We start from the raw sequence: 21,934 nt of genomic DNA on the forward strand, positions 1-21,934 counted from the left end.
CTGGGACGCGGGGCGGTCGGCGTCAAGGTTGGTAGCCGGGTGGCCGACCGCCCCGTGCATCAGGTCCGCGGGCCGGTGCAGCCGTGGGCGTCGGGGTCTCCGAGGAGCCGCTCGGCGGTGTTGATGTCGTGGTCGCTCCACCGGTCCGCGCGGATGCTGGTCCCGCAGGAGGCGCAGGACCAGGTACGGCCGCCGCGCAGCTGCCCGTTGATGCGGGCGGTGGTCCGGCGGAGGGCGTCGCCGAAGAACGTCTGGGCGAGGATTCCGGCGGCGACGGCGAGGCCGCCCAGGAGGGCGAGCCGTCCGGCCTCGGGCCCGGAGTCGTGGAGGTAGGCGTTTGCGGCGAGCAGGGCGGCGACACCGGCGAGGATCGGGCTCACCAGCTCGGCGCTGATCACGGCGGCGTAGCGGATGCGCAGGCTGATGCTTCGGGGCGCGGGCGCCGGGGTGTTGGTGGTGATGACCTCGGTCATGGGCAGGCGGCCTTCCTGTTCGACGGTGGGCTGGACGGTCAGATGAGGGTGACGGCGAGGGCCAGGGCGAGGGCGCCGAGCGCTCCCGCCGTGGTGAAGATGGCGACCCTCAGGGTGCGCATCTTCTTGAGGGCGATCTTGGAGAGGACCACGAGCCGCTCGGCGCTGCGGTCGACGGTGAGGTCGGCGGTCACCTCCTCGGGCGTGCAGGTGGCCCAGTGAAGGTAGGAGCCGCGGGTGTCTCCGCCGAGGCGGGGCAGGACGATCGCGAGGACCAGGAGCATCGCGGCGGCGAGGCCGGCCACGCCGAGTCCGGCGAGGACGGTGGCGGCGACCGGGAGGTCGCGGCCGGGGACGGCGGCGATGAGGACCGCGAGCGGGATTCCCAGGACGGTGAGGAGCGCGGAGGCCTTGGCATCGGTCCGGCCCATCTCGGCGATGACGTCAGTGCGGGCCTGCAGGAGGCGCGCGCTGGTGGTGGTGTCGGCCGGGGTTGTGGAGGGCTGCGTCATGGCGTTCGGCTCCCGTGTCTCGGTCGGTGCGGGCTGCTGCCCACACCCAAAGAATGCCAACTCAAAGTTGGCATGTCAATACGAAGTTGGCCAACTCAAAGTTGCCAGTACGAGAAAAGCCCGGACCCCCTAGTCAGGGCGCCCGGGCCAAGTTGGATCTGTTAGACCCAATGGGGTCAACTGCTGTTGAGCTAGGCGAACTGCGGGGCGGGCAGGGCGCAGGCGCGGGCGAGGGTGGCCCACAGCAGGTCGTCGCGGCCGTACTGCGGGTCGACGACGGTCAGCTGTGCGGCGCGGGTGACGGCGGCGTGGGCGGCGGGGCCGATGAGGTGGCAGGGCCAGGTCGACTGGAGGACCTCGTGGTCCTCGTGCGCGCCGAACGCGGTGAAGGGGGCGTCGTCGAGAGTGGTGACGACGAAGCCGTTCGGGCACGGTCCGGCCGCGACGGCGGTGTGGAGGGCCACGCGCAGGCCCGCCTCCTCGGCGGCGGCAACCAGGCGGCGCAGGAGCGCGATGTCGTCGACGAAGCCCGAGACGCCGGCGCGCTGGCGCCAGTGGCCGGTGGCGTCCCGCTCGTCCAGGCCCGGCTGGGAGACGGTGGTGACCAGTCCGGCCCGGTTGAGTCCGGCGAGGACGGGGACCAGGTGTTCGGTCTCAGGGTCGGGCCCGTAGCGGGGGATGAGGCCAGGTGCGCTGGCGATGGCCCCGGTGAGCCACAGGACCATGCGGTCGCCGAGATCCTGCAAACTCTCGGTGCTGCGCCACAGGGCGCGGTCGGTACGGCTCATCCAGGGCAGTCGGATCTTCACGGTGGGTCCTTCCGCGGGGCGTTGGGGTGTTGGGTCCAACAGGTCTGACTGATGCTGGTCTGGGGTTCAGCTGTACGGGTCGCCTGGCTGGGCCGCGGTCTCCTCGGTGCGCACGGGCGGGTTCCAGCGGGGAACCGCATCCCGGTGGCCCCACTCATGACCGCAGTCGGCGCACCACCACACCCGCCCGCCGTCGTCCCTGTCCTGCCACAGCACGTCGTCGCCGTCGCACTGGGGGCACCAGTGGCCGGGCGGGCGCCGACGGCGGCGTAGCCGGGGCAGCAACCTCACGGGTTGATCTTCGAGACGGTGGAGGTGACGCCGTCGATGCCGTCGTGGATCTGGGGCGCCACGGTGGTGCCCGCGAGGAAGAAGCCGAACAGGACGGCGACCAGGGCGGCGGGCCACTTGAGGTGGCCGCCGCGGATGAGGACGACAAGCACGAGCGCCAGGACCAGGACAGCGGAAAGCGAGAGCTGCACGGCAGTCTCCTTCGGGTCGGTGGTAGACGCCGCGCCCGCGCCGGAGCGGGCCGGGCGGGCGCGGCGAGGGGCATTAGACCTGTTGGGGCTAACAGGTCTGCGTGGTGTTCGCGAGAGGCCACAGGGGGCCTCCCGGTGGTCAGCCCACGATCATGTGGTCGGGGTGGCCGTGCAGCATGTGGTTCACGCACTCCGGGCAGTCCTCGCGCGGGGCGAGGTGCTTGTGCATCTCGTGGGAGTCGTAGGCGTGGCGCCAGCACTGCGTGCACTCGCCTCGGGGCGGGTTCATGGCCGTCTTGCTCGCCATCGTGCTCTCCGTTCAGTAGGGGTCGATGGTGACGCGTGCCCTGTGTTGGACCTGTTGGGGGCGGCAGGTCCAACACAGGCTGAGCTGGGCTATTCGCCGCCGCCAGAGTCGCCGTCGCGCATCTTGCGCTCGTGGCGGCGGGCTCCGTAGGCGCCGGCCTCCTTGACGCCGTCGCGGGCCAGGCCGATGCCCTCCTTGCCGAGTCCGGCGACGGAGCCGACGGCGCTGGCTGCGGATCCGGCGACCTGCCCGGCCGCGCCCGCGATCTGTCCGGCGGCCCCGGCGGTGGCGGCGACGGCGCCGAAGAAGGCGGTCATCGCCCCGCCCCCGCCGCGCGGCACCCGGGCCGGGGCCGCAGGAGCCGCGCTCTTGCCGCCGTTCTGGGCGGCGGCGAATGCCTGGGCGGCCTTGCCGCCGCCGGCCTGGGCTCCGGCCGGGGCGCCGAGAGAGATGATCTCGGCGTCCACCGGCTTGCCGGTGGGGAGCTTGCCGCGCACCCGCCCGGTCTTGCCGGGGGCGGCGAGGGCGGCGAGCTCCTCCTTGGTGACCTCGGCCACGGGGAACATGCACTCGGCCGGCGGGCCCTGGCGGCCGTCGTCGTCGGTGAGGCGGTGCTGCTGGCCGCAGCTGCCGAGGACACCGGCCGGGGTGACGTACAGGCGCAGGACCTTGGGGGCGTAGCCGGTCTTGGCCTCGGGGCAGGTGACGGCGTGGCCGCCGAAGACGGGGCGGCCCTTGAAGACGATCTGGTTGCTCATCAGTCCTGCTTCCAGGTGCCGGTGACGATGCCCTCGAAGGTGCCGGTCTTCGGCTTGCGGCTGCCGCTCTTGCCGCCGGCCATCGCACCGATGACGACGGCGCCGACGACGATCGCGGTGATGAACTTGAGCCCGGTCAGGGTCGCGGCCCACAGGCCCGCGGCCGCCGCTGCGGCCCCCGCGCCTACGGCGGGGCCGTAGATCGCGGCGAGGGCGGCCAGGGAGCCGCCGCCGATGAGGTAGCAGGCGGCCTTGACCTTGCGCGAGTTGGCGGTGAGCCAGTCCGGCAGGTTCCGGTGCCCGGCCGCCGGGAGGGGGCCGGCCGACGGTGTGAAGTCCGGGATGGGCGCGAGCGGGACGACCTCGTAGGAGACCTCGCTGCCGCCGTCGGCGGTGGTGCGGTGGATGGTGCGCAGGGTGTAGCCGGGGGGCGGGACCGGCACCGTGGGCGCGGCTGCGGCGTACGGGGCCGGGGTGGTGTCGAAGGCCGACTCGAGGAGCTTGGCCTCCTCCAGGAGGCGGTGGACGTGTGCGGCGGCGGTCGGGTCGACGGTGGTCTCGGTCACGGGCTTGGCTCCTTCGGTCCGGGTGTCAGCGGGGGCGGAACGGTCGGCGGTGGGCATGATCGGCGGGTCTCCCTCGCGTGATCGTTTTGTGGTGGTTTGTGTATGCGGCGCGGGATGCGACGCGATACGTCGTTGCAGGTCAGCGGCTGCGACGGGGCTGCGATGAGGGGGTCGGCGATGCGACGCCGTCGCATGATCGGCGGCGGCGTCGCATCGGCGTCGCATGCGCTGACCAGGCACGACGCATCGCGTCGTATGGCCGTCGCATGGGCTATTCCGGGGCAATCCCGGCGGCTGTGCGGACGTCGGCGAGGAGGTAGCCGCGGCCCCTGGGGGCCACCGTCCACTCGCGGGTGACGAGTTCGCGGTCGGTCCCTTCGAGGTCCTTGGCGATCTCCTCGGCGAGGCGCCGGCCCCCGGCCCGGTTGTAGGCGGAGGTGGCCGTCTTGAAGTCCTCGTGGTCCTCGGGCACCTCGTCTACGCCCAGGGCCTCCCAGCTCCAGGTGTCGGGGTCCAGGACCGCGAGGTGCTGCAGGAGGTCGGCGGTGCGCAGCCGGTCGACGTTCCCGGCCTTGGCGAACGCGTCGAGCATGAGGGTGAGGACCGTGGTCTTCTCCAGTACCGCGGTGCCCGTCCTCGGGCCCGGGCGGCCTGAGCCGGTGGGCCCGCCGGCCATGGACGACGCGCCTGTGACGGCGATGAGGTATTCCTCGACCTGGTCCGCGAACTGGCCCGGGGCCCGTCCGAGTTCCTCGCGCAGTTCGCGCCCGGCGGCGATGATGTCGGCCGCTCCGTCGTATTCCTCGTCCTCGATGAAGAAGCCGCGGATGATTTCGCCCGGCGCGCCGTCGATGTCGACGATCGCGCCGCCCTTGAGGGATTCGGGGATGTCGTGGGCGCGCAGGCCCGCGCCGGTGGCGCCGTCTTTGAGGATCGCGTTGGTCTGCACCGATCCGCCGGTGCGGGTCGCGACTCGCGCCCCGGAATTGCTCTTGTATCCGCGCGGAATGGTGTTCGCGTCCGGGTCCTGCGTGGAAACGAGGACGGTGATGTTCAGCGCGGCCGCGAATGCGGCGAGTTCTTCGAGCTGTTCCGCGATCCGGTCGGCCGCCTTGAAGGTCCTCCGGCCTTCCTCGTCGGTGGGGTCGGGGAGGCGGATGCTGCTCGACGCGTACTGCTTGTACTCGTCGATGATGAGGATTTCGAGCGGGAACAGGTCGAGGTCCTTCTCGCCGAGCTTGGCCCGGCCCTGCTCCTCCAGGTAGTCCTCGCGCCGGTACGCCTCGGCGAGGAGCGCGTCCAGCAGGGCGATCAGCCGCTCGGGCCGCCGGCCGAAGAACGTGCTGCAGATCGGGGCGTAGCCGCGGTGCTCGCCCGGCTTGGCCCCGGCGACCAGGCGCAGGTTGACCCTGGGGTCCAGGCCCAGGCCGCAGATCAGGTTGCGCAGGATCATGCCCTTGCCGGTACGGCTCATCCCGCCGAGCAGCGCCATGACGTGCCGGAGCTTGAGGTAGATCGGCAGGCCGCGCCGGTTGAAGCCGATCAGGATGCCGCGCTTCCACACGTCGGTGCGCTCGGGGTTGTCGACGAGCGGGGAGGTGCGGGCCTCGCCGAACGGGTCGGAGGTGCAGTACCAGAAGGAGACCCGGGAGGGGGAACCGTCCTGCTGGATGTCGAGCCAGTGCACCTCGACGTCGAGCGCGGCCGCGATGGCCTCGCGCTTGGCCATGACCTGGGAGAAGGTCACCTCGTCGGGCAGCTTGAACTTCGCCTCGACGCCCTTGATCTCCGCCGGGCGGATCGGCTCGGTGAGGGTGATCTCCTGGTCGTCCTTGGTGAACACCTTCGCCAGGCGGAGCACCCGGTTGAGCAGAGTGTCGGTGAGCGGGACGTCCGGTCCGGTCCCGAACGGCATGGCGAACACCTGGGAGAGGGCCTCGTCGGGGTTGCGGCGCTTGTGCTCGCGCAGGCCCATGGCCGAAAGGATGCCGAGCATGAGCACGGCGGCCGGGGAGGAGGCGAGCAGGCCGTAGACGTCGGCGACGGCGACGGCGGCCGCGATGACGGTGAGCACGGCGGTGGTCGTGGCGACGAGCATCGTCTCGCGGCGGCGGGCCCGGGCGGTCTCGTTCCGCTCCTCGCGCAGCGCGGCAATGATGTCGGGGTTGAGGTTCTTGCGGCGGGCCGTGTCGACCATGTCCGCGTATTCCTGGGCGGTGTAGTAGTGCCAGGAGTCGCGGGCGCCGGCCATCATGCCGAGGCCGGAGAGCTTGGACAGCCGCCAGGCGTAGACGTGGCTGTGTCCGGCGTGCCGGGCCAGTGCGTGCAGGAACACCTTCTTGCGGTGGGCCCACACACCGGAGTCGAAGGTGCCGGTAGGAAAGGCGTCCTGCCACTTCCAGCCGCCGGAGGACTTCCGGGGGGCCGGAACCGCTGCGCCGCCCTCGTGCTCCTGGTCGTCGTCGTCGAAGACCAGGCCGCCGGCCACCATCTCGGCGGGCGGCACGGGCACGGGGATCTCGCGCTTGCTGCCGGTGGTGGCGTCCGCCATCCCGGCCCGGGTGTCGCGTACCGAGGCGCGTGCCGCCTTCTCCAGCCGGTCCAGGCTCGCGGGGTCGTCGGCGAACAGGGTGGAGAGGTCGTCCGGAATCCGCTCGTCGCCGGGGCCGCCGGGTGCGGACTCGGGGGAGATGTCGGTCATGCTGAGCTTCCTCGCTCTCTGGCTTTCGGGGGGTGGAGGGGTGCGGGGCCCGGGCCGGGCAAGCTGCGGGCCCCGCGATCTGCAAGTGCGCGGGCGGTGCTAGAGCTTGTACTTCCGGCGGAGCTGCCTGTCGGTCTTCTCGTCGGCGGCCTTGCGGGCCGCCTTCTCGGCCTTGAGCTTGCGGTGGGCGGCGGCTTCCTTCTGGGCGCGGGCCATGGCCGCCATCGCCTGGGGGCCGTAGAGCCCGGCGAGGACCAGGCCGCCGCCGGTGAGCAGGGCGCCGATCCAGGTGAAGGTGAGCATCGGCGTCAGGCCGGGGATGCCGCGCCAGACGATGACGAAGGCGGCGGCCGGGACGAGCACCGCGAGGCGCCAGGGCATGCGGCGGGCGGTCTTGGCGGCGGAAGCGCTCACTGTGCGATCTCCTTCGGGGTCGTGTTCGCGTCGTTGTGCGCGGCGGGCGGCTGGGCCAGCACGCCGCAGGCGGGGCAGGGGGCGAGCGGGCGGCCGGAGACCAGGAAGCGGACCTGGGTCATCCAGGGCTCCGGGAGGACGAGCACCGCTCCGGCGGCGAGCAGGCCGAAGACGATCGCGGCGGAGAGTCCCGCCGAGGAGCTGGTGTCGTACGGGAGGGTGTAGCCGTGGCGCCAGGCCCAGCCGCCGGCGGCCGACCCGGCCCACAGGGCGAGCAGCATGTGGACCATGCCGACGGCCAGGCCGGCGGTGTAGCGGGCGCCTCTGACGATGCGCTGCCTCATGGGATGCCTTTCGGGATTCGGACGCTGCGGGTCAGGCCGCGTCACGCTGCTGTTCAGGCTTGGTTAGACCCGTTGGCCCCAACAGGTCCGACGGGAAGAGGGCGTTCTCATCGGCGAGGAGTGCGGCCTGGTTGCGGGCTGCGCGGACCTTGTCGGTCTTGTTGCGCCGACGGACGAAGCAGCCGCGGCACAGGACCATGACCGCCTCGACGGGCAGGCCGATGGCGTCCCGGTCGGAGACCTCCGGGTCGGCCGGAGCCACCACGAGCGGGGATCGGTACGTCTCCCGCTCGTGGCAGCGCTGGCCGGTGGAGTGGAACTTCACCGGGCCGAGTCCGCAGTTCCCGGGCTCCTGCAGGTCGCACTCACAGTGCCCGTTACTGCGTCCCAGGGCCGCCTCGTAGACGGTTCCGGCTAACGCTTCGGGAACCGTCATCGCCTGATTCCCCTCTCGCCCAGGACCTGGGTCAGGTACTCGCGAGCGGTTCCCGGGCGGCACCCGAGGTGTCGGGCCATCTGCCGGTTCGAGGGGTGGCGGCGGAGGTTCTTGCCCTCCTGGGCCGCCTGCTCGACGAGGGCGCGGGCCCTGTCGAGCCGGTCGTCCGCGACCTGTTCCCGGACCTGCTCCTGGGCCTCGTCCGACTGCGTCCCGTCCTCGTCCCCGGACGCGTCCGGGGTGGGGTCGGGAAGCGGCTCCTGCCCTTGCGGGAAGCGGGTTGTGGCCGTTTCGCTTCCCACCTTCGAGAAGGGCGTCCAGGTGTCCAGCGGGTGCACCGGGACGCGATGCGCGATCCACTGCCCGTCGAGTCCGGGAACCACCAGCGGGACCGGGAGGTACGGAGCCGGGATCACCTCCGGAACCGATTCGGACGCGGATTCGGGAACCGCTTCCGGCTCCGGCTCGACGACGGCGGGAACCACCGCGACCGCAACGGGTTCGGTCCGCGAGAACCGGGTGCGTCCGTCCCAGGCCTCGGCCTGGGCGCGCTTGAAGCTCGCCCGGCGCGAGGCGCGGATCTCCCGGATCGACGGCTCGCCGGGAGCCGCGCCGTTCACTCGCTGCCACACCATCGCGTACGCCTCAGGCAGGCTCAGGCCGGTGTTGTCGACGACGCGGCGGGCGCGGCGGACGAGGATCGGGTGCCTGCGGCCGAGCCGCTTCCACCGGATCGTCTCCTCGGCGCTGCGCCCGGAGATCGCCGCCCGCTTCGAGCGCATGACGATCCACCACAGGATCAGGCCGAGCATGGAGGCGCCGGCGTACAGGACCGCCCGGTAGAGCGCCTTGTCGGGGCCGTCCGCCGCTCCGGCGATGTAGTGCCCGGCCGCGTTGATGGCGGCCGCGCCGGTCGCGGTGGCCCAGGTGGCCCGCATCAGCCAGCCGTGCGGGCGGCGCTGCTCGATCGCCTGGGCGGTCAGGCCCGCGAGGGTCAGCGTCATGCCCTCGGTGAGGATCGGGACTCCGCCGGAGGCCCAGCCCATCCCCGCGGCGAGCGCGGCGTCGGCCTGCCCGGAGGCACCGACGGCGAGGGAGACCAAGACCACCGGCAGGCCCCACAGGGGCATGTGGTGGGAGAGCTTCTCGCGCAGCTCGACCAGGCGGCCCGCCCGCTCCTTGCGGCGCTTGGCCCGCAGCTTCTGCCGCTCGGCCTTCTTCTGGAGCGCGAGGCCGACCTTCGCGTTCTTGGCCTCGGTCTTCATCCGCCGCTTGTGCTCGCGGTCGCGGCGCCGCTCCTCAGCGGCCTCGCGCCGGTCGGCCCGGTCCTCGGTGCGGCGGACCTGCAGGTTGGCCCGCTTCTCCTCGCCCCGGCTGCCCGGGATCGGCGCCGACCCGAACGGCGGCTCCTCCCGGTCCTGGCCGTTGACGGGGGTCTCGGTGCTGTACATCGTCATCGGCTGACGACCTCCTTTCGGATCGGGGCGGGGATGAGGTGGAAGACGGCGGCGGCCCGCAGGGCGGCGCGGTACGCGCGACGCAGCGGCCGGCCCCGGCGGGCGTGGGAGACCCGCTCGGCGGGGCGGTTCACGCCGAGTTCGGCGAGCACCGCGTAGGAGTCGAAGTCGGCGGCCGTCCAGTCCTGACGGGGGCCGCGGCGGCGGAACTTCAGGCTGGCGGCGCTCATGCGACCGCTCCCTTCTGCTGGGCGGGGATGGCGGGGGTGGGGTCGATGCCGAGTACGTCGGCGTTCTTGAGCAGCAGGCCGGAGACCGCGAGGACGGAGGCGCGCGGGTCGCCGGCGGACAGCGTCATGGCGATCTCGGAGGCGATCTCCGCCACGGCCGCCCGGTGCAGGGCGTAGGCCAGGGCCTCGGCGGTCAGCGCGGTCGCGGCGGTGTCGGTGTCCTTCATCGCCGTCTCGCGCTGGGCGCGGACGGTCTCCAGCGCGGCGGTCAGCTCCTGGATCCGCTCGGCCTCGGCCAGGCGCTCCGCGTCCGGGCGCTCCACCCTCTCCAGCAGGTCTTCGATCTCCTGTGCGTCGGGCGGGGCGGCCAGCCGCGGCGGGGTGGCCTGCTCGACCATCCAGCCGAGCGGCTCGGGGGCGGGGTCCGGGACCGGGCCCCATCCGTCGCGGTCCCCGTACGGGGTGGAGGCCTTCGCGGCCGCCCGGTCCCGGTAGATCCCCTGGACCCGGCCATCGTGCAGGACCACTTCGAGGGGCGCCTCGGCCGTCTTGCCCGCGTAGTCGAGGGCGCGGAACAGCAGGCCGGTCAGCCGGACGAAGTCGTGGTTGCGGAACTCGGAGGCCGCCAGCTCGATGCGGACCCCGCCGAGCTCCTCCTCCAGGTCCCGGTTCTTCTCGTCCTGGGTGTCCAGGTCTCCTCGGAACGCCTCGACCGCGCCTTCGGCCTCTTCGAGCTGCTCCTCCAGGACGGAGGCGAGGGCCGCGCCCTCCTGGAGGGCGCGCAGGTTCTTGGTGCGGATCATCCGGATCATGCGGCAGACTCCCGGGTCTCGGAGGGGGCGGCGGCGGGCGGGGCGTTGCGGAGGTGGTGCTCGGCCAGGCGGTGCAGCAGGCGGGCGCTCACGGCCAGCGCGGCCAGCCAGCACACGGCCTTGGTGAGGGCGGCGACGGCGGTGACCAGCGCGGTCAGCGCGTCGAGCAGGACCGTCCCGGAGCCGTAGGCCAGTACCGCGAGCAGCGGGACCAGGAGCAGGAGCATCTGCGACGGCATCCGGCCCGTGATCTCCAGGCCGGAGCGGAACAGGTCGCGTAAGGCGGGGGCGAGGCGCTTCATGCCGCCACCCCGGTCCGGGTCCGGACGGCGGCGACCTTCTCGGACGCCTCCTCCCACTCGGCGGCCGCGCGGAGCCGGGTGATCGTCTGCGTGTCGCGGACCGTCCACTCCTCCGGGCGGGAGCTGACCCGCTCCAGGACGTGGGCCAGGAGCTCGCGGGTGGTCTTCGTCATCAGGCCACCGCCCCGAGGTCGAGGTCGAGCAGGCCGGCGGCGAGCTCCAGCTCACCGAGCTCGCGCAGCTGCTCGGTGACGGCCAGGCCGCGGGTGTGGATCGCCTCGAAGGAGACGAAGCCGGTGTCGACCATGTCGGCGAGGGCGTCCTCGCGGGCCCGGCGGGCGGCGGCGCCCTCGATGCCAACGGGCGGGCCGAGGACCAGGTCGACGTCGACGCCGAGGATCTGCGAGGCGTCGTCGCGGAGCTTGAGGGCGGCGGCGAGGGTGCCGGCGGCGGGGTTGGGGATACTGATCATTGCGGGTCCACTCCTGTCGTGAGCTGGATTCCGAAGTGGCCCCGGGGGTGTTCGAGCACCTGATCCGGGGCCGCGCCCGTTCGGGCGGGGGAGTTGTTGCTGGCGGCCAGACGGCCACGGCCTCGGCACATCCCGTACGGGCGATGCGCCGGGCCGAATCTGTCTGGACGTTCACCTCGCGCTGGCGGCCCACATGGCCACGACCAGCGCAAAAGCTGTTTCTCTCTCAGTCCACTGTTGAGTTCACAAGGAGCCAGCGAGGTCTCGGCCGTGCCCCCGAAGGAGCCGGATCCAAGTCCGCCAAAGGCATGGAGGTGCCGTCCGCAGCCGCATGAAGCTGAGCGGCTGCGCTGGTACAAGAAGTGCTTTGACGTGCAGGTACAGGGCGCTCAACCGATTCGGTTAAGGCCGCTTAACCTGGCGACATCGAAACCATAGGGCGACCCCGCCGACGCGTCAAGCACCTTGAACAGCTACGGTTAAATGCGCTAAACAGGACCCTACGAAGGGAGGCACGAATGGATCAGGAACAGCTCGACGCAGCTCTAGATGCTGCGTTGTCCCAGCTCAAGGAACTGGCCGACCCTCTTGAGCGGGCCAAATCCGCCCACAGCCTTACCGGCCGGGTGCAGGACTACGGCAACGAACTCCAGGCCGTCCGCAACGAAGCCATGAACGCAGCCCTGCGGACGGGCAACCTGAACAGCACGCAGTTGGCTACAGAGCTCGGCATCAGCAAGGCTCGCGTTAGTCAACTGGCCAAGGGGTCTCCCCCCGAACGTCTGTTCCTCGGCTCCGGCACGGTCATCGTGGCGTTGGCCGAGAAGCTGGAGGACGGGAAGGAGAAGGCCGTCCAGGGCCCAGTGATCGCAACGCCGGATGTGCAGACCTACGGGAAGCTGAGCGAGCTAGCCGAGGAAGTCGGCCTTGCCTGCACCCTGGAGCCGATTCCGGTCGGTGGCAACGTCCGCCTCAACCGGAACAATCTCGTCGTCATCTGTGGCCCCCGCCTGTCCCCGCTCCTGGAGCAGATCCTCGAGGGCGACCCACATCTGCGGTTCGCCAAGGACTCCGAGGGTTGGCACCTGACCGACCGGACCAGCGGAAAGACCTACCGCTCGCCGATGGACAGCGGGGAAGACAGGGACATCGCCTACTTCGGCCGGCTGCCGCGCCCCGACGGCCAGGGAACCTTCCTGTACGTGGCGGGCATCCACGCCATCGGCTCCGGCGGCGTCATCCACTGGCTGACCCGCGAACTGGCCAACGTGCACAGCGAGCTCCGGGCCAAGCGCTTCTCCACGCTGATCTCCAGCCGCTTCAACCCGACGACGGGCGAGATCCTCGAAAGCGAGCGCATCACCCCCTTCTACCGCCCAGAAGGGGCCTGACGTGCAGATCACCACGGCGTCATCCAAGGGCGTGGGGGACGAGAACGAGGACGGCGTCTTCACAGGCCCCGGCGGTGTCGTGGTGCTCGACGGACTGTCTGCACCGAAGGACTTGCCGATGGCCTGCTGCCACGGCACGCCGTGGTTTGTCCGGCAGCTCGGTGCACGTCTGGTCGCACTGATGGGTGACGAGCAGCCGCTCGCCGACGTGCTCCGTACCGCGATCGAGGACGTCAACGCGATGCACTCCGGCACCTGCGCTCTCGACCAAGAGGCGGTTCCCGCCGCCACCGTGGTCATGCTGCGTCAGCGCCAGGGCATCCTCGACTACCTCGTCCTGTCGGACTCCGTGCTGGTGCTAGACACGGCTGGGATGATCAAGGCCGTGGCGGACACCAGCGTCGAGGACGTCGCGGGTGAGCAGATGGCGGCAGCGTTGGCCGGCCCGGCGGGCACCCCCGAGCGCGCTGCGCGGGTCTCTGAACTCGTGGCCGTGCAGCGCACCCTGCGGAACAGCCCCGGCGGCTACTGGGTCGCATCCACCAACCCGGAAGCCGCAGACCACGCCATCACCGGCAGCATCCCGGCTACGGAAGTTCGACGGGCGGCACTGCTGTCGGACGGGGCCAGCCGTCTCGCTGACACCTTTCATCAGCTGTCCTGGGAGGAACTGCTCGACCTGCTGGACGGAGCAGGCCCGGCCGCGCTCATCTCCAAGACCCGGTCCGCCGAGGCATCCGACGCCGATGGCATCCGCTGGGCCAGGTTCAAGGTGAGCGACGACGCCACGGTCGCCTACGTCACGTTCGACGACGCCCGACACACCCAGAGTTCGCCCGCTGACCACGATCGGGTGGGCTGAGGAGGATGATGGGCCCGCAAAACGCGAACAGGCCCGCCGCGATGCGGGGGCCTGCCGGTCGCGGTGCCGGTTGTGGAAGGTCGGCGCCCGCGTCCAAGCACCTTGCAAGTGGACTGGAGGTGCCTGCGATGCCAGCAGGCTACGCGTACCCGTATGCGGTCGCACGCACGTTGGGCTCGGCGACACGCCGCCATCCCGCCCTGCGGCACGCCTGCGCAAGTTCGCGCCCGGCAGACGGGACAGCGGGACCAAAGCGCCGTTCGGCAAGTTACAACAGGACTCCGGCCCGGCATGATCGCGGTCGGACCCGCTTTTACCACGGACTTCCCGGTCAGCCCAACCGGAGATCGGACTCGATGATGGACCCGTAAAACGGGCGATGGCCGCCCCTGCGCTAACAGGAAGCGGCCATCTCATGCCCACGACTCGTCCCAGGCCCTAGGAAGCCACTGCTCCGAGTCGTACGTCGGCGGTAACGCCGGGTACCAAGTCCAAGGACCCGGCTACCACCGCCCAGGATAGCGAGCATTCGCAGGAATGCGCAGCACCACCCACGCTGTGACCTCGCTGTCCGGGTGATCCCCACCGACGTGCGGCTCCTACCCCGAACGGGAGCCGAACACCTCATGCACCGCCCCCTCCGGCCCGCCTCCGCGGAGCCCGCGACGGTAACCGTCGCGGCCGCGTACGAAGGCGCCGTGATGACTACGAACTACACCCTGAGTCGCCCGCTGACCTGCTCTGAGCAGGGTGTCCGCTTTGGCGCATACAACAGCCCGGTGACTACGAACGCGCTCGACAGCACCGCCTTCACCACCGCGCCGGCCGCCGGGGCGGTGGCCCGATGACTGCTCCTGTCATGGACGAGAACGCCGAGAACATCGAGTTCGTCGGCGACATCACCGACTACTGGTCTTACACCCAGGTCCGTGACTGGGTGCTCCTGGTGCCCGGCATCACCCGGACCGCCCTCCACCTGTACCTGCTGCTGCGGGCGATGGTCTCCGAGACGGCCCGGCGGACCGGTGGTGGCCTGCGCCGGATGTCGGTGGACCAGCTGTGCTACCTGCTGCCCGGCATCAACGACAAGCCCTGCAGCCCGACCATGGTCAAGGACGCCCTGCGCCTGCTCGCAGAGCACGACCTGGTCGTGAACCCCGACGGCGACGAACGGCTGGTCACCTCGACCGGCAAGGGCGGCATCCAGAACTCCTTCCGCAAGTACCAGGTCAACGACCTGCCGCCGGACGCGTACGTGGGCTGGCGGAACGTGTGGGACAAGCTCGATGCCTACACCCCCGACTGGCGGGAGAACCCGCCGCAGCCCCCGCTCCACACCCGAACCGCCGACGGCAAGGTGCGGCGGACCTCCAACCGGCCGCAGCCCGCGGCCCCGGCCGGGTCCGGTACCGCCGAGGGAGAGGACACGGCGCGACCTGCGGCGCCCAAGGGCCGTCGGTCCGCGCCCGCCGCGAAGCCGCCGTCCGCCAAGGCCGCGCCGAAGAAGCAGGCGAAGAAGGCGGCCGCGCCGGCGCCCGCCGCGGACCCTGATGCTGACGTCTCGGCCACCGCCCCCGTGGTGGCGGCCTGGGCCAGCGGCATGACGGCCAGCGGCCACCCGTACCTGCCCAAGCGCGCGGCCGCCATCGGCGCCGAGGCCGCCGAGCTCCTGGCCGCTGGCGCGGACGTGGACCACCTGTGCCGACTGGCCGAGTGGATGGGCCGGGTGAAGCCGAGCTGGAAGAGCATCGAGGACGCGATGACCTGGCCCGAGGCCCCGCAGGCGTCGGTCCCGAAGCAGCGCTCCGGCCCGGCGATGTGCGAGCGGCATCCCGCGTTCGAGGAGGGCGACTGCTCGCCGTGCCGTCTCGCCGAGCGCGAACGTCGCCAGCGCCAGGGGTCCGAACCCGCGTCCGTGAACGGCGCCGACCTGCTGGCCCGGCTCCGCGCCAGTCAGCCCGCGTGATCCGTACCCGTAGTTCCGCACATGCCTGTGGCGGCCACTCCCGCTAAGAACCGGCCGCCACAGAAGACCTCACCAAGGAGATCCGTATGACCATCGTCGCACCCCACGCCGCTCCTGACGACGAGTACCCCCGCCCTCGCCGCGACGGGTTCGAGCTCGTTCCGCCGCACAACCTCGACGCGGAGATGTCCGCGCTCGGCGGGCAGCTGCTGAGCAAAGACGCGATCGGCGAGGTTCTCGAAACCCCGATGCAGCAGCGGGACTACTACCGCCCCTCCCACGAGATGATCCAGGCCGCGATCCTGTACCTGTACGGCAAGGGCGAGCCGGTCGACCCGATCACGGTCGGCGCGGAGCTCACCCGGCGCGGTGACATCACGAAGGCCGGCGGCGCCTCCTACCTGCACACCTTGGTCCAGGCCGTGCCGACGGCCGCGAACGCCGCCTACTACGCGGAGATCGTCCACGAGCACGCCGTCCTTCGCCGCCTGGTCCAGGCGGGGACGAAGATCACGCAGCTCGGCTACTCGAAGGTCGGCGAGCTCGACGAGGTCCGCAGCTCCGTCGAGGCCGAGATCCTCGACGCGCTGGCGACCCGGGAGCAGACCGCCGGCTACGCCTACGTCCGCGAGGACGTGCCGTCCTTCTGGGACGACCTCGACGCCCGGATGAAGGGCACCGACAAGATCGACGGCATTCCCACCGGCCTGGCCGACCTGGACAGCCTGACCAACGGCTTCCAGCCCGGTCAGTTCATCGTCATCGGCGCCCGCCCGGCGATGGGCAAGTCCACCCTCGCCCTGGACATGGCCCGGGCCGCGGCGGTCCGCTACGGCCACACCGTGGCCTTCTTCTCCCTGGAGATGGGCCGCTCCGAGATCATGCAGCGGCTCTACAGCGCCGAGGCCCGCGTCGCCCTGCACCACATCCGCGCGGGCACGGTCACCGAGGACGACCTGAACCGGCTGGCCCGGCGCACTCCCGACATCGACGCGGCCCCGCTGATCGTGGACGACTCCCCGAACCTGTCGCTGACCGAGATCCGCTCGCGGGCCCGCCGGATGAAGCAGAGCAAGGGCGGCCTCGACCTGCTGGTCGTGGACTACCTGCAGCTGATGAAGTCCGGCGGCATGGGGCGCCCGGAGAACCGCCAGCAGGAGGTCTCCGACATGTCCCGCAACCTCAAGCTGCTGGCCAAGGAGCTGGAGATCCCGGTCATCGCGCTGTCCCAGCTCAACCGCGGGCCCGAGCAGCGCACCGACAAGAAGCCGCAGATCGGCGAGCTCCGCGAGTCCGGCTCCATCGAGCAGGACGCGGACATGGTGATCCTGCTGCACCGGGAGGACGCGTACGAGAAGGAGTCGCCCCGCTCGGGCGAGGCGGACCTGATCGTGGCCAAGCACCGCAACGGGCCGACCGCGACGATCAGCGTGGCCTTCCAGGGCCACTACAGCCGGTTCGTCGACATGGCGAGCACCTGATCGGCCTGTGACCTGCCTGTTTTCCCACCCTGGGGTGGCCGCACCGGTGCGGCCACCCCTTCGTTGAAAGGACGTCCTCCCAGATGGAGTGGACCAAGCAGTCGCCCGTGCTCACGATGGCGGAGCTCCTCGCGAAGAGCGGGGAGGCGCCGGCGCACAGCCTCGGGCACCGGCCGGGTCTTCGGACCGGGCTGAGGGGGCTCGACGCCGTGATGGGTGGGCTGGAGCCGGGCACGCTGACGGTGCTTGCGTCCCGGCCTGGACTGGGCCGCAGCACCCTCCTGCAGAACATCTGCCAGTGGAACGCTGGGGGCACGCTCGGCGGCCGGGACGAGGAGCGCGTGGTGGTGCCCGTCCTGCTCGCGTCCGCCGAGCAGAGCGCGGAGCAGATCATGGTTCGCGCTCTGGTCACGGCCGGGCGGGTGGCCAGAGACCACGTCCGGACAGGCGAGCTCGTGGAGGAGGACCTCCGCCGGCTGGCGCGTGCCCGCTCGATCCTCGAGGTGGCCCCGCTGTTCGTCCTGGCCCCGGCCGTACTTGGGGACGGGCAGCTGATGGAGCACGCCCGGCGCCTGGTGCGCGAGCACCAGGTCCAGTTGGTCGGGGTGGACGGCCTGGACGCCGTGGGCCCCGGCTTCTCCCTGGGGCAGGCGGCCCGGGCCCTCAAGGCCCTGGCCCGCGAGCTGGCCGTCCCTGTCGTCGCCACCGCCCCACTCGGCGCCGTCTCGCGGCGGCCGCACTGGATGCCGGCCCTGGAGGACCTGCACGACGAGGTGGCCTTCGCTGCGGACACCGTGGTCCTGGTCCACCGTGAGGACGCGTACGACCCGAGGTCCCGCCCGTTGGAGGCCGACCTCGTCGTCGCGAAGGCGCGCAGCTCCGGGACCGCCATCGCGGCCGACGTCGCCTTCCAGGTCCACTACGCGCGCTTCGCCGACATCGTGTCCGCGTGAGCCCGCGACACTGTCCGCTCCGTCTGCAACAGTGCCGTCCGTAGTCACACACCGGCTCCGCCCCCGGCGCACTCCCGCGCCGGGGGCGTCGTCGTTCGCGGCGTCCAGGACGGGCAGCTCCACGGGTCCGGTCGGATTTCCGACCATCGAAGCGACCTGCGGTGATGTGCAAAGTCCCAGGTCGTTTCGATGGTCGGATTTCCGACCGGACCCGACGGATTTCCGACCGGCCTGGTCGGAAAAAAATCGGCAGCACTCCGCTGACCTGGGAAAACGCTCCCCCCTAATAAGCCCCCCCAAGAAGTTCTTCTCTCTCCCGTACCGCTGGCCGCAGCGGCACCGCCGTCTCGGCCGGGCTGGGCGACGGCCAAGCGAGAGAGACCTCGGCTTCGCCGCCAACGGCAACCCCGCCTCTGCTGCTGGCCCGTCTTTGGCCTCAGCCCACGAAGGTGCGCCCCACTCGGCGTGCACGCGGTCCCGGTCCGCGGGGGCCTCGCCGCAGTCCCACTGACCCCGGCCACGCTTCCTCTCCTGGTGGCCGGCCCCGTACGAGCCGCGGTCGAAGGCCGGCGGGCACCGCCCCCGACGTGGACCGGCTTGCGGTGTTCACCACGACGGTGATGGGCCGCCGATACCCCCACCGGCCCCGCCGCCTATTAACAGGGCTTTGCCGCCCTCGGCCCGGTGGTGGGTACGGCCCGCGCCGTACCCACCACCCCCGCTCGGGGCACCGCTCCGCCCCGTCCCGGAGGAAACGATCTTGACCCCCTGGCGTAGCGGGCCAGGGTTGTGACCGAGCTGGGGGACGGCGAGGAGTCGGGCAACGAGGGGTCATGCGCCGGACAGGTCCGGCCGCCCGAAGGCGCAAGGCCCTGTTAATAGCCCAAGGGAGGGGGCGCGGCCCCGTCACCCATTCGGGTGACGGGGCCGCGCTGTGGGGCGTCCCTCCGGAAGTCAGTGCAGGTCAGAACATAGAAAGGAGCCCTACGGGCACGACTTTCAAAGCCCCATCGGCTTCGCCGATGAACACAGACGCGCTCCGCGCGGCGACTGCAAGAGCAAGGCGGCGCGTCCCTGAGTGGCTCTGTGCGGCTCGGGGATCATGCTTGGCACTCCCGGGCGCCCGGCTGGAGATCGGCCCTCCTGGCCCTCTTCACGCCCCGTCTCGGCCCTGTTTCATCCCCGCCCGGGTGGGGCGTGGGGAGGAATCGGCCCTGGCCAAGGGGTGGTTCCTGGCAGATCATCCGCATATGCGATCTACTCCGAGCAGGTCTGTGGAGTCCGGCCGGACTCCTCCAGACCTTTTAGGTCTAACGGGCCTGACCCTGCCTGGTCTGGTCGCATCCCGGTGGTGCGAGCTCCCGAGGCGGGCGCGACGCCTGGAGTCCCGGAGCGAGACCGCCACGGTCCGTCCCCCGGGTCGTTGAACGGGCGTGGGACGAGCATCGCGATCGCGCGCGGCGGTTCGGGCCGAGCGCGCAACGAACGGCGGATTGCTGATCCGCGAACCCCGGCCCGCCGACGAGGCCGCCGTCGTGAAGCTGCTGGAGAGGGTGGAGTTCACCCGCCCGGAGAACGGAGCCGAGCTCGCTCACGCGGCTGCACACGGCCACCGTCTCGATCCGTCCTGCGGCGTACGCGCCGCCTGGGTCGCCCAGCAGCGGCGGGACGAGGTCTTCGGCGTGCTGGTCGCAGCCCCACCGTTGGGGTGGATCGGCTCCCTGGAGCTCCTGAGCCCGGAGCACCGCTCATGGGTCGCCCACCAGGTGGTGGAGATGGAGGCGCTGTCGGTGGCGCCGCAGGCCGGCGGGCGCCGCCTGGGCCACCGGCTGATCGAGACGGCCGCAGCCCACTACCGCGGCCTCGGGTACCGGCTGATGCTGGGGACCTTCACCACCAGCACCCTGTTCCTGGTCCCGTATTACCGGCAGGCGGGCTTCACCGTGCTGGAGCCGGGTGAGCGGATCGCCGTGCACGACCCGCTGGGCATGGTCCTGCACCGGCCCGCCGACTCCCACGTCGTGCAGATGTGGAAGCCGCTGCACCGGGACGTCGCGGCACTGGACACACAGATGCCGGACGGCTCGGCAATCCGCCTCATCACCGGGGTCCTCGTGCCGCCCGTGGACGGCCCCCAAGTGGTGCGCAACGTCGACGGAAGCCTGACGATCAAGGGCGGCGGCAGGCGCCAGACCCTCGATGCCGAGGCGGCCGAGAAGCTGGAGCTGATGTACCGGACCGCGGTCAGCGACGAAGAAGTCCAGGTCGGCATGGCCGAGGCCGCGCGCTACGGGATGGAGCCACTGCTGGCGGCCAAGCTGCGCAAGGCGTCCGGGCTCTCCCTCCCCGAGATTCTCGGCGCCCCCCGCCAGGCCGACGCGCATGCGGGCAGCCCGACCTGATCGTCCGCAGACCTGTTGGGTCCAACAGGACCAACCTGCTCAGTCCTGGTCGTCCTCGGGGTGCGGGACGAGCTCCCAGCGCGCCCATCGCTTGCGGGCGGCGTCGGCGGGATGCCGAACGGCTCGCCGATCTTCTGCCAGGAGGTGCCGGCGGCGCGCTCCTCGAGGACGCACACGCGCACCAGCACCTGGGCGCGGCGCTCGATGCCCGCGGCCGCCAGGGCGAAGACGCCCGGCCAGGCGTCGGCCTGCAGAACGGCCTGGAGCAGGACCTCGCGGACGTTGTGGAGGTGGGAGTCGAGGTCGTAGCCGGTCCGAGCGAGGGCATTGCGTGCGGGCTGGGCGCGCTTGGCCCGGCGGCGGTCGCGGTACGCCTGATCCCGGCACAGGCGCGGCCGCGCGCAGTACCGTCGCAGGGGAGAGCCCTCGGCGAGCGGCCGACCGCACCACAGACAGCACGGGCCGGGCTCCGGGCCTCTGTCGTTCATATCCGGACCGTACGACCGCCCTCGTGCGACGGCCAGAGCCCCGTGTCCGCGCACGCGCGGTTCACCGAGTGAACAGCCCGCCACAAGGCGCGTGAAGTGTACAGTTCTGTGCATGAGTGACACTCTGCCGATCACCGAGGCGCGGGCGAAGTTCGGATCACTGGTCCGCCGCACGTCCCACGCCCGCGAACGCATCACGATCACCGACCACGGCCAGCCGGCGGCCGTGCTCATCAACCCCCAGGAACTGGCCGACCTCGAAGACGCCCTGGCCCTGGCCATGTATCGCGAGCGCCAGTCCGCCGGGACCGTGGCAACCGTGCCCCACGATGACGTCCGCGCCCGACTCGGACTGGAGCGTGGGTGACCTACTCGATCGTCTGGGATGAGCCCGCCATCGACGCGGCCGCCCGGTTCCTCAAGGACGACGCCGACGGGCTGCGCCAGCTCATGGACGCCGTCGATCTGCTCGCCGACCAACCCCGGCCCGAGGGCAGCACCCCGTACGGCTCCCCGGACCTGCGCCGGATGCACGTCGGGCGCTACCGGGTCATGTACGAGATCACCGAGGCCACCATCACCATCGTGGTCATCCACGTCGGCCGCCTCGGCTGACATCCCGCCAGCAGGAGGGTGAAGGCCTCGGAATCCCAGCTCGGAATCCAAAGGACAACCGGCTGGGCCTGTCGGTCCTCCCGAAGGTGCCGCGAAGTGACAAGTAGGGCCGAAAGTGATGCTTTGGGGCCTGCTCTCCTGGCTACGGTGCCAAGGGTCAGACGAGCTTCGCCGACAGGGTGATGGTCACGCCGGTGAGGGCCTGGCTGACGGGGCAGTACTTCTTGGCATCCTCGGCGGCGGCGACAAAGTCCGCGTCGTCGAGGCCCGGGACGGTGCCCTCGACGGCGAGGTGGATACGGGTGATTCCTTCACCCGGCTGGAAGGTGACTTCGGCCGAGGTAATGAGCTGGGTGGGCGGGGTGCCAGCGCCCCCGAGGCCGTGCGACAGCGCCATGGAGAAACAGCTGGAGAGGGCGGCGGCGATCAGTTCCTCGGGGCTGGTCGAGCTGTCTTCCTGCTCGGCACGCGACGACCACGACACCGGCTGCTCGCCGATGCCGGCGGATGAGTGGAAGGTGACGACGCCGTTGCCTTCGAGCAGGTTGCCCTTCCAGACGGTGTGCGCGGAACGGGTGCTACCCACTTTACGGTCAGGGCCCGAGGCCTGGAGGGTCGGCGACACAGCGTGGTCTACGACGTCCCTACCTTCGAGGTCCGAAGGGTGGCCGATGAGGATGTCAGGTGCCGTGCCGGGAGCC

The 21,934-nt window shown here is 71.3% G+C and carries 28 protein-coding genes; 9 read left to right on the top strand and 19 right to left on the bottom strand.

The window, feature by feature from the left end; all coding sequences use genetic code 11:
- Window positions 1-59 precede the first annotated feature (59 nt).
- The 18 genes from AB0F18_RS16650 to AB0F18_RS16735 all read right to left on the bottom strand — a co-directional run bounded on the left by AB0F18_RS16650 (window position 60) and on the right by AB0F18_RS16735 (window position 11,075).
- Window positions 60-473: a hypothetical protein gene (locus AB0F18_RS16650; RefSeq protein WP_362060587.1), complete on the bottom strand. Its 414-nt coding sequence runs from the start codon at window positions 471-473 to the stop codon at window positions 60-62.
- Between the two features lie 38 nt (window positions 474-511).
- On the bottom strand, window positions 512-985 hold the full coding sequence (locus AB0F18_RS16655) for a Pycsar system effector family protein (protein WP_362060590.1): 474 nt from the start codon (window positions 983-985) through the stop codon (window positions 512-514).
- A 191-nt stretch (window positions 986-1,176) separates the two neighbouring features.
- Entirely contained in the window at window positions 1,177-1,794 is a 618-nt protein-coding gene (locus AB0F18_RS16660) for a hypothetical protein (protein ID WP_362060593.1), read from the bottom strand.
- 66 nt (window positions 1,795-1,860) lie between these two features.
- Complete coding sequence (locus AB0F18_RS16665; protein WP_362060596.1) at window positions 1,861-2,085, bottom strand: hypothetical protein; 225 nt, start codon at window positions 2,083-2,085, stop codon at window positions 1,861-1,863.
- Window positions 2,082-2,276 (bottom strand): hypothetical protein, encoded by a 195-nt coding sequence (locus tag AB0F18_RS16670; RefSeq protein WP_362060599.1) that lies wholly within the window; start codon window positions 2,274-2,276, stop codon window positions 2,082-2,084. The genes AB0F18_RS16665 and AB0F18_RS16670 overlap by 4 nt, the downstream gene beginning before the upstream one ends.
- Window positions 2,277-2,415: 139 nt before the next feature.
- Window positions 2,416-2,583 (bottom strand): pRL2-8, encoded by a 168-nt coding sequence (locus AB0F18_RS16675; RefSeq protein WP_362060602.1) that lies wholly within the window; start codon window positions 2,581-2,583, stop codon window positions 2,416-2,418.
- Between the two features lie 89 nt (window positions 2,584-2,672).
- Window positions 2,673-3,341, bottom strand: coding sequence for a hypothetical protein (locus tag AB0F18_RS16680; protein ID WP_362060605.1), 669 nt, complete (start codon window positions 3,339-3,341; stop codon window positions 2,673-2,675).
- Window positions 3,341-3,907 (bottom strand): hypothetical protein, encoded by a 567-nt coding sequence (locus AB0F18_RS16685; protein WP_362060608.1) that lies wholly within the window; start codon window positions 3,905-3,907, stop codon window positions 3,341-3,343. The genes AB0F18_RS16680 and AB0F18_RS16685 overlap by 1 nt, the downstream gene beginning before the upstream one ends.
- Window positions 3,908-4,178: 271 nt before the next feature.
- Entirely contained in the window at window positions 4,179-6,608 is a 2,430-nt protein-coding gene (locus AB0F18_RS16690; RefSeq protein WP_362060611.1) for a hypothetical protein, read from the bottom strand.
- 99 nt (window positions 6,609-6,707) lie between these two features.
- A complete protein-coding gene (locus AB0F18_RS16695) occupies window positions 6,708-7,022 on the bottom strand; it encodes a hypothetical protein (RefSeq protein WP_362060614.1) in 315 nt (104 codons plus the stop codon).
- The gene (locus AB0F18_RS16700; RefSeq protein ID WP_362060617.1) at window positions 7,019-7,366 is read right to left on the bottom strand and encodes a hypothetical protein; all 348 of its coding nucleotides are present in this window, start codon (window positions 7,364-7,366) and stop codon (window positions 7,019-7,021) included. Before AB0F18_RS16700 ends, AB0F18_RS16695 begins: the two co-directional genes overlap by 4 nt.
- A 31-nt stretch (window positions 7,367-7,397) precedes the next feature.
- Entirely contained in the window at window positions 7,398-7,802 is a 405-nt protein-coding gene (locus tag AB0F18_RS16705) for a PA domain-containing protein (RefSeq protein ID WP_362060620.1), read from the bottom strand.
- Window positions 7,799-9,259, bottom strand: coding sequence for a hypothetical protein (locus AB0F18_RS16710; protein ID WP_362060623.1), 1,461 nt, complete (start codon window positions 9,257-9,259; stop codon window positions 7,799-7,801). The genes AB0F18_RS16705 and AB0F18_RS16710 overlap by 4 nt, the downstream gene beginning before the upstream one ends.
- A complete protein-coding gene (locus AB0F18_RS16715; RefSeq protein WP_362060625.1) occupies window positions 9,256-9,489 on the bottom strand; it encodes a hypothetical protein in 234 nt (77 codons plus the stop codon). The genes AB0F18_RS16710 and AB0F18_RS16715 overlap by 4 nt, the downstream gene beginning before the upstream one ends.
- Window positions 9,486-10,301, bottom strand: a complete 816-nt coding sequence (locus tag AB0F18_RS16720; RefSeq protein ID WP_362060628.1) for a hypothetical protein — start codon at window positions 10,299-10,301, stop codon at window positions 9,486-9,488. The genes AB0F18_RS16715 and AB0F18_RS16720 overlap by 4 nt, the downstream gene beginning before the upstream one ends.
- The gene (locus tag AB0F18_RS16725) at window positions 10,298-10,603 is read right to left on the bottom strand and encodes a hypothetical protein (RefSeq protein ID WP_362060631.1); all 306 of its coding nucleotides are present in this window, start codon (window positions 10,601-10,603) and stop codon (window positions 10,298-10,300) included. The genes AB0F18_RS16720 and AB0F18_RS16725 overlap by 4 nt, the downstream gene beginning before the upstream one ends.
- Complete coding sequence (locus AB0F18_RS16730) at window positions 10,600-10,776, bottom strand: hypothetical protein (RefSeq protein WP_362060633.1); 177 nt, start codon at window positions 10,774-10,776, stop codon at window positions 10,600-10,602. The genes AB0F18_RS16725 and AB0F18_RS16730 overlap by 4 nt, the downstream gene beginning before the upstream one ends.
- A complete protein-coding gene (locus AB0F18_RS16735; protein ID WP_362060636.1) occupies window positions 10,776-11,075 on the bottom strand; it encodes a hypothetical protein in 300 nt (99 codons plus the stop codon). The genes AB0F18_RS16730 and AB0F18_RS16735 overlap by 1 nt, the downstream gene beginning before the upstream one ends.
- A 518-nt stretch (window positions 11,076-11,593) precedes the next feature.
- Between AB0F18_RS16735 and AB0F18_RS16740 the strand changes: the two genes are divergently transcribed.
- The 9 genes from AB0F18_RS16740 (at window position 11,594) to AB0F18_RS16780 (ending at window position 21,233) form a co-directional block, all read left to right on the top strand.
- Entirely contained in the window at window positions 11,594-12,466 is an 873-nt protein-coding gene (locus AB0F18_RS16740; RefSeq protein WP_362060639.1) for a sigma-70 family RNA polymerase sigma factor, read from the top strand.
- Between the two features lies 1 nt (window position 12,467).
- Window positions 12,468-13,328: a hypothetical protein gene (locus AB0F18_RS16745; protein ID WP_362060642.1), complete on the top strand. Its 861-nt coding sequence runs from the start codon at window positions 12,468-12,470 to the stop codon at window positions 13,326-13,328.
- A gap of 701 nt (window positions 13,329-14,029) precedes the next feature.
- Window positions 14,030-14,176: a hypothetical protein gene (locus tag AB0F18_RS16750; protein WP_362060645.1), complete on the top strand. Its 147-nt coding sequence runs from the start codon at window positions 14,030-14,032 to the stop codon at window positions 14,174-14,176.
- A complete protein-coding gene (locus AB0F18_RS16755) occupies window positions 14,173-15,294 on the top strand; it encodes a hypothetical protein (protein WP_362060648.1) in 1,122 nt (373 codons plus the stop codon). The genes AB0F18_RS16750 and AB0F18_RS16755 overlap by 4 nt, the downstream gene beginning before the upstream one ends.
- 86 nt (window positions 15,295-15,380) lie before the next feature.
- Window positions 15,381-16,775 (top strand): replicative DNA helicase, encoded by a 1,395-nt coding sequence (dnaB, locus tag AB0F18_RS16760; RefSeq protein ID WP_362060651.1) that lies wholly within the window; start codon window positions 15,381-15,383, stop codon window positions 16,773-16,775.
- A gap of 83 nt (window positions 16,776-16,858) precedes the next feature.
- Complete coding sequence (locus AB0F18_RS16765) at window positions 16,859-17,728, top strand: DnaB-like helicase C-terminal domain-containing protein (protein ID WP_362060654.1); 870 nt, start codon at window positions 16,859-16,861, stop codon at window positions 17,726-17,728.
- 1,493 nt (window positions 17,729-19,221) lie between these two features.
- On the top strand, window positions 19,222-20,130 hold the full coding sequence (locus AB0F18_RS16770; RefSeq protein ID WP_362060657.1) for a GNAT family N-acetyltransferase: 909 nt from the start codon (window positions 19,222-19,224) through the stop codon (window positions 20,128-20,130).
- A 600-nt stretch (window positions 20,131-20,730) separates the two neighbouring features.
- Entirely contained in the window at window positions 20,731-20,985 is a 255-nt protein-coding gene (locus tag AB0F18_RS16775) for a type II toxin-antitoxin system Phd/YefM family antitoxin (RefSeq protein WP_362060659.1), read from the top strand.
- A complete protein-coding gene (locus AB0F18_RS16780; protein WP_362060662.1) occupies window positions 20,982-21,233 on the top strand; it encodes a type II toxin-antitoxin system RelE/ParE family toxin in 252 nt (83 codons plus the stop codon). Before AB0F18_RS16775 ends, AB0F18_RS16780 begins: the two co-directional genes overlap by 4 nt.
- Before the next feature lie 157 nt (window positions 21,234-21,390).
- Here the strand turns inward: AB0F18_RS16780 and AB0F18_RS16785 are convergent, their stop codons facing one another.
- A complete protein-coding gene (locus tag AB0F18_RS16785) occupies window positions 21,391-21,819 on the bottom strand; it encodes an OsmC family peroxiredoxin (protein ID WP_362060727.1) in 429 nt (142 codons plus the stop codon).
- Between the last annotated feature and the right edge of the window lie 115 nt (window positions 21,820-21,934).

It is taken from the genome of Streptomyces sp. NPDC029216 (assembly GCF_040648015.1).
Taxonomy (GTDB): domain Bacteria; phylum Actinomycetota; class Actinomycetes; order Streptomycetales; family Streptomycetaceae; genus Streptomyces.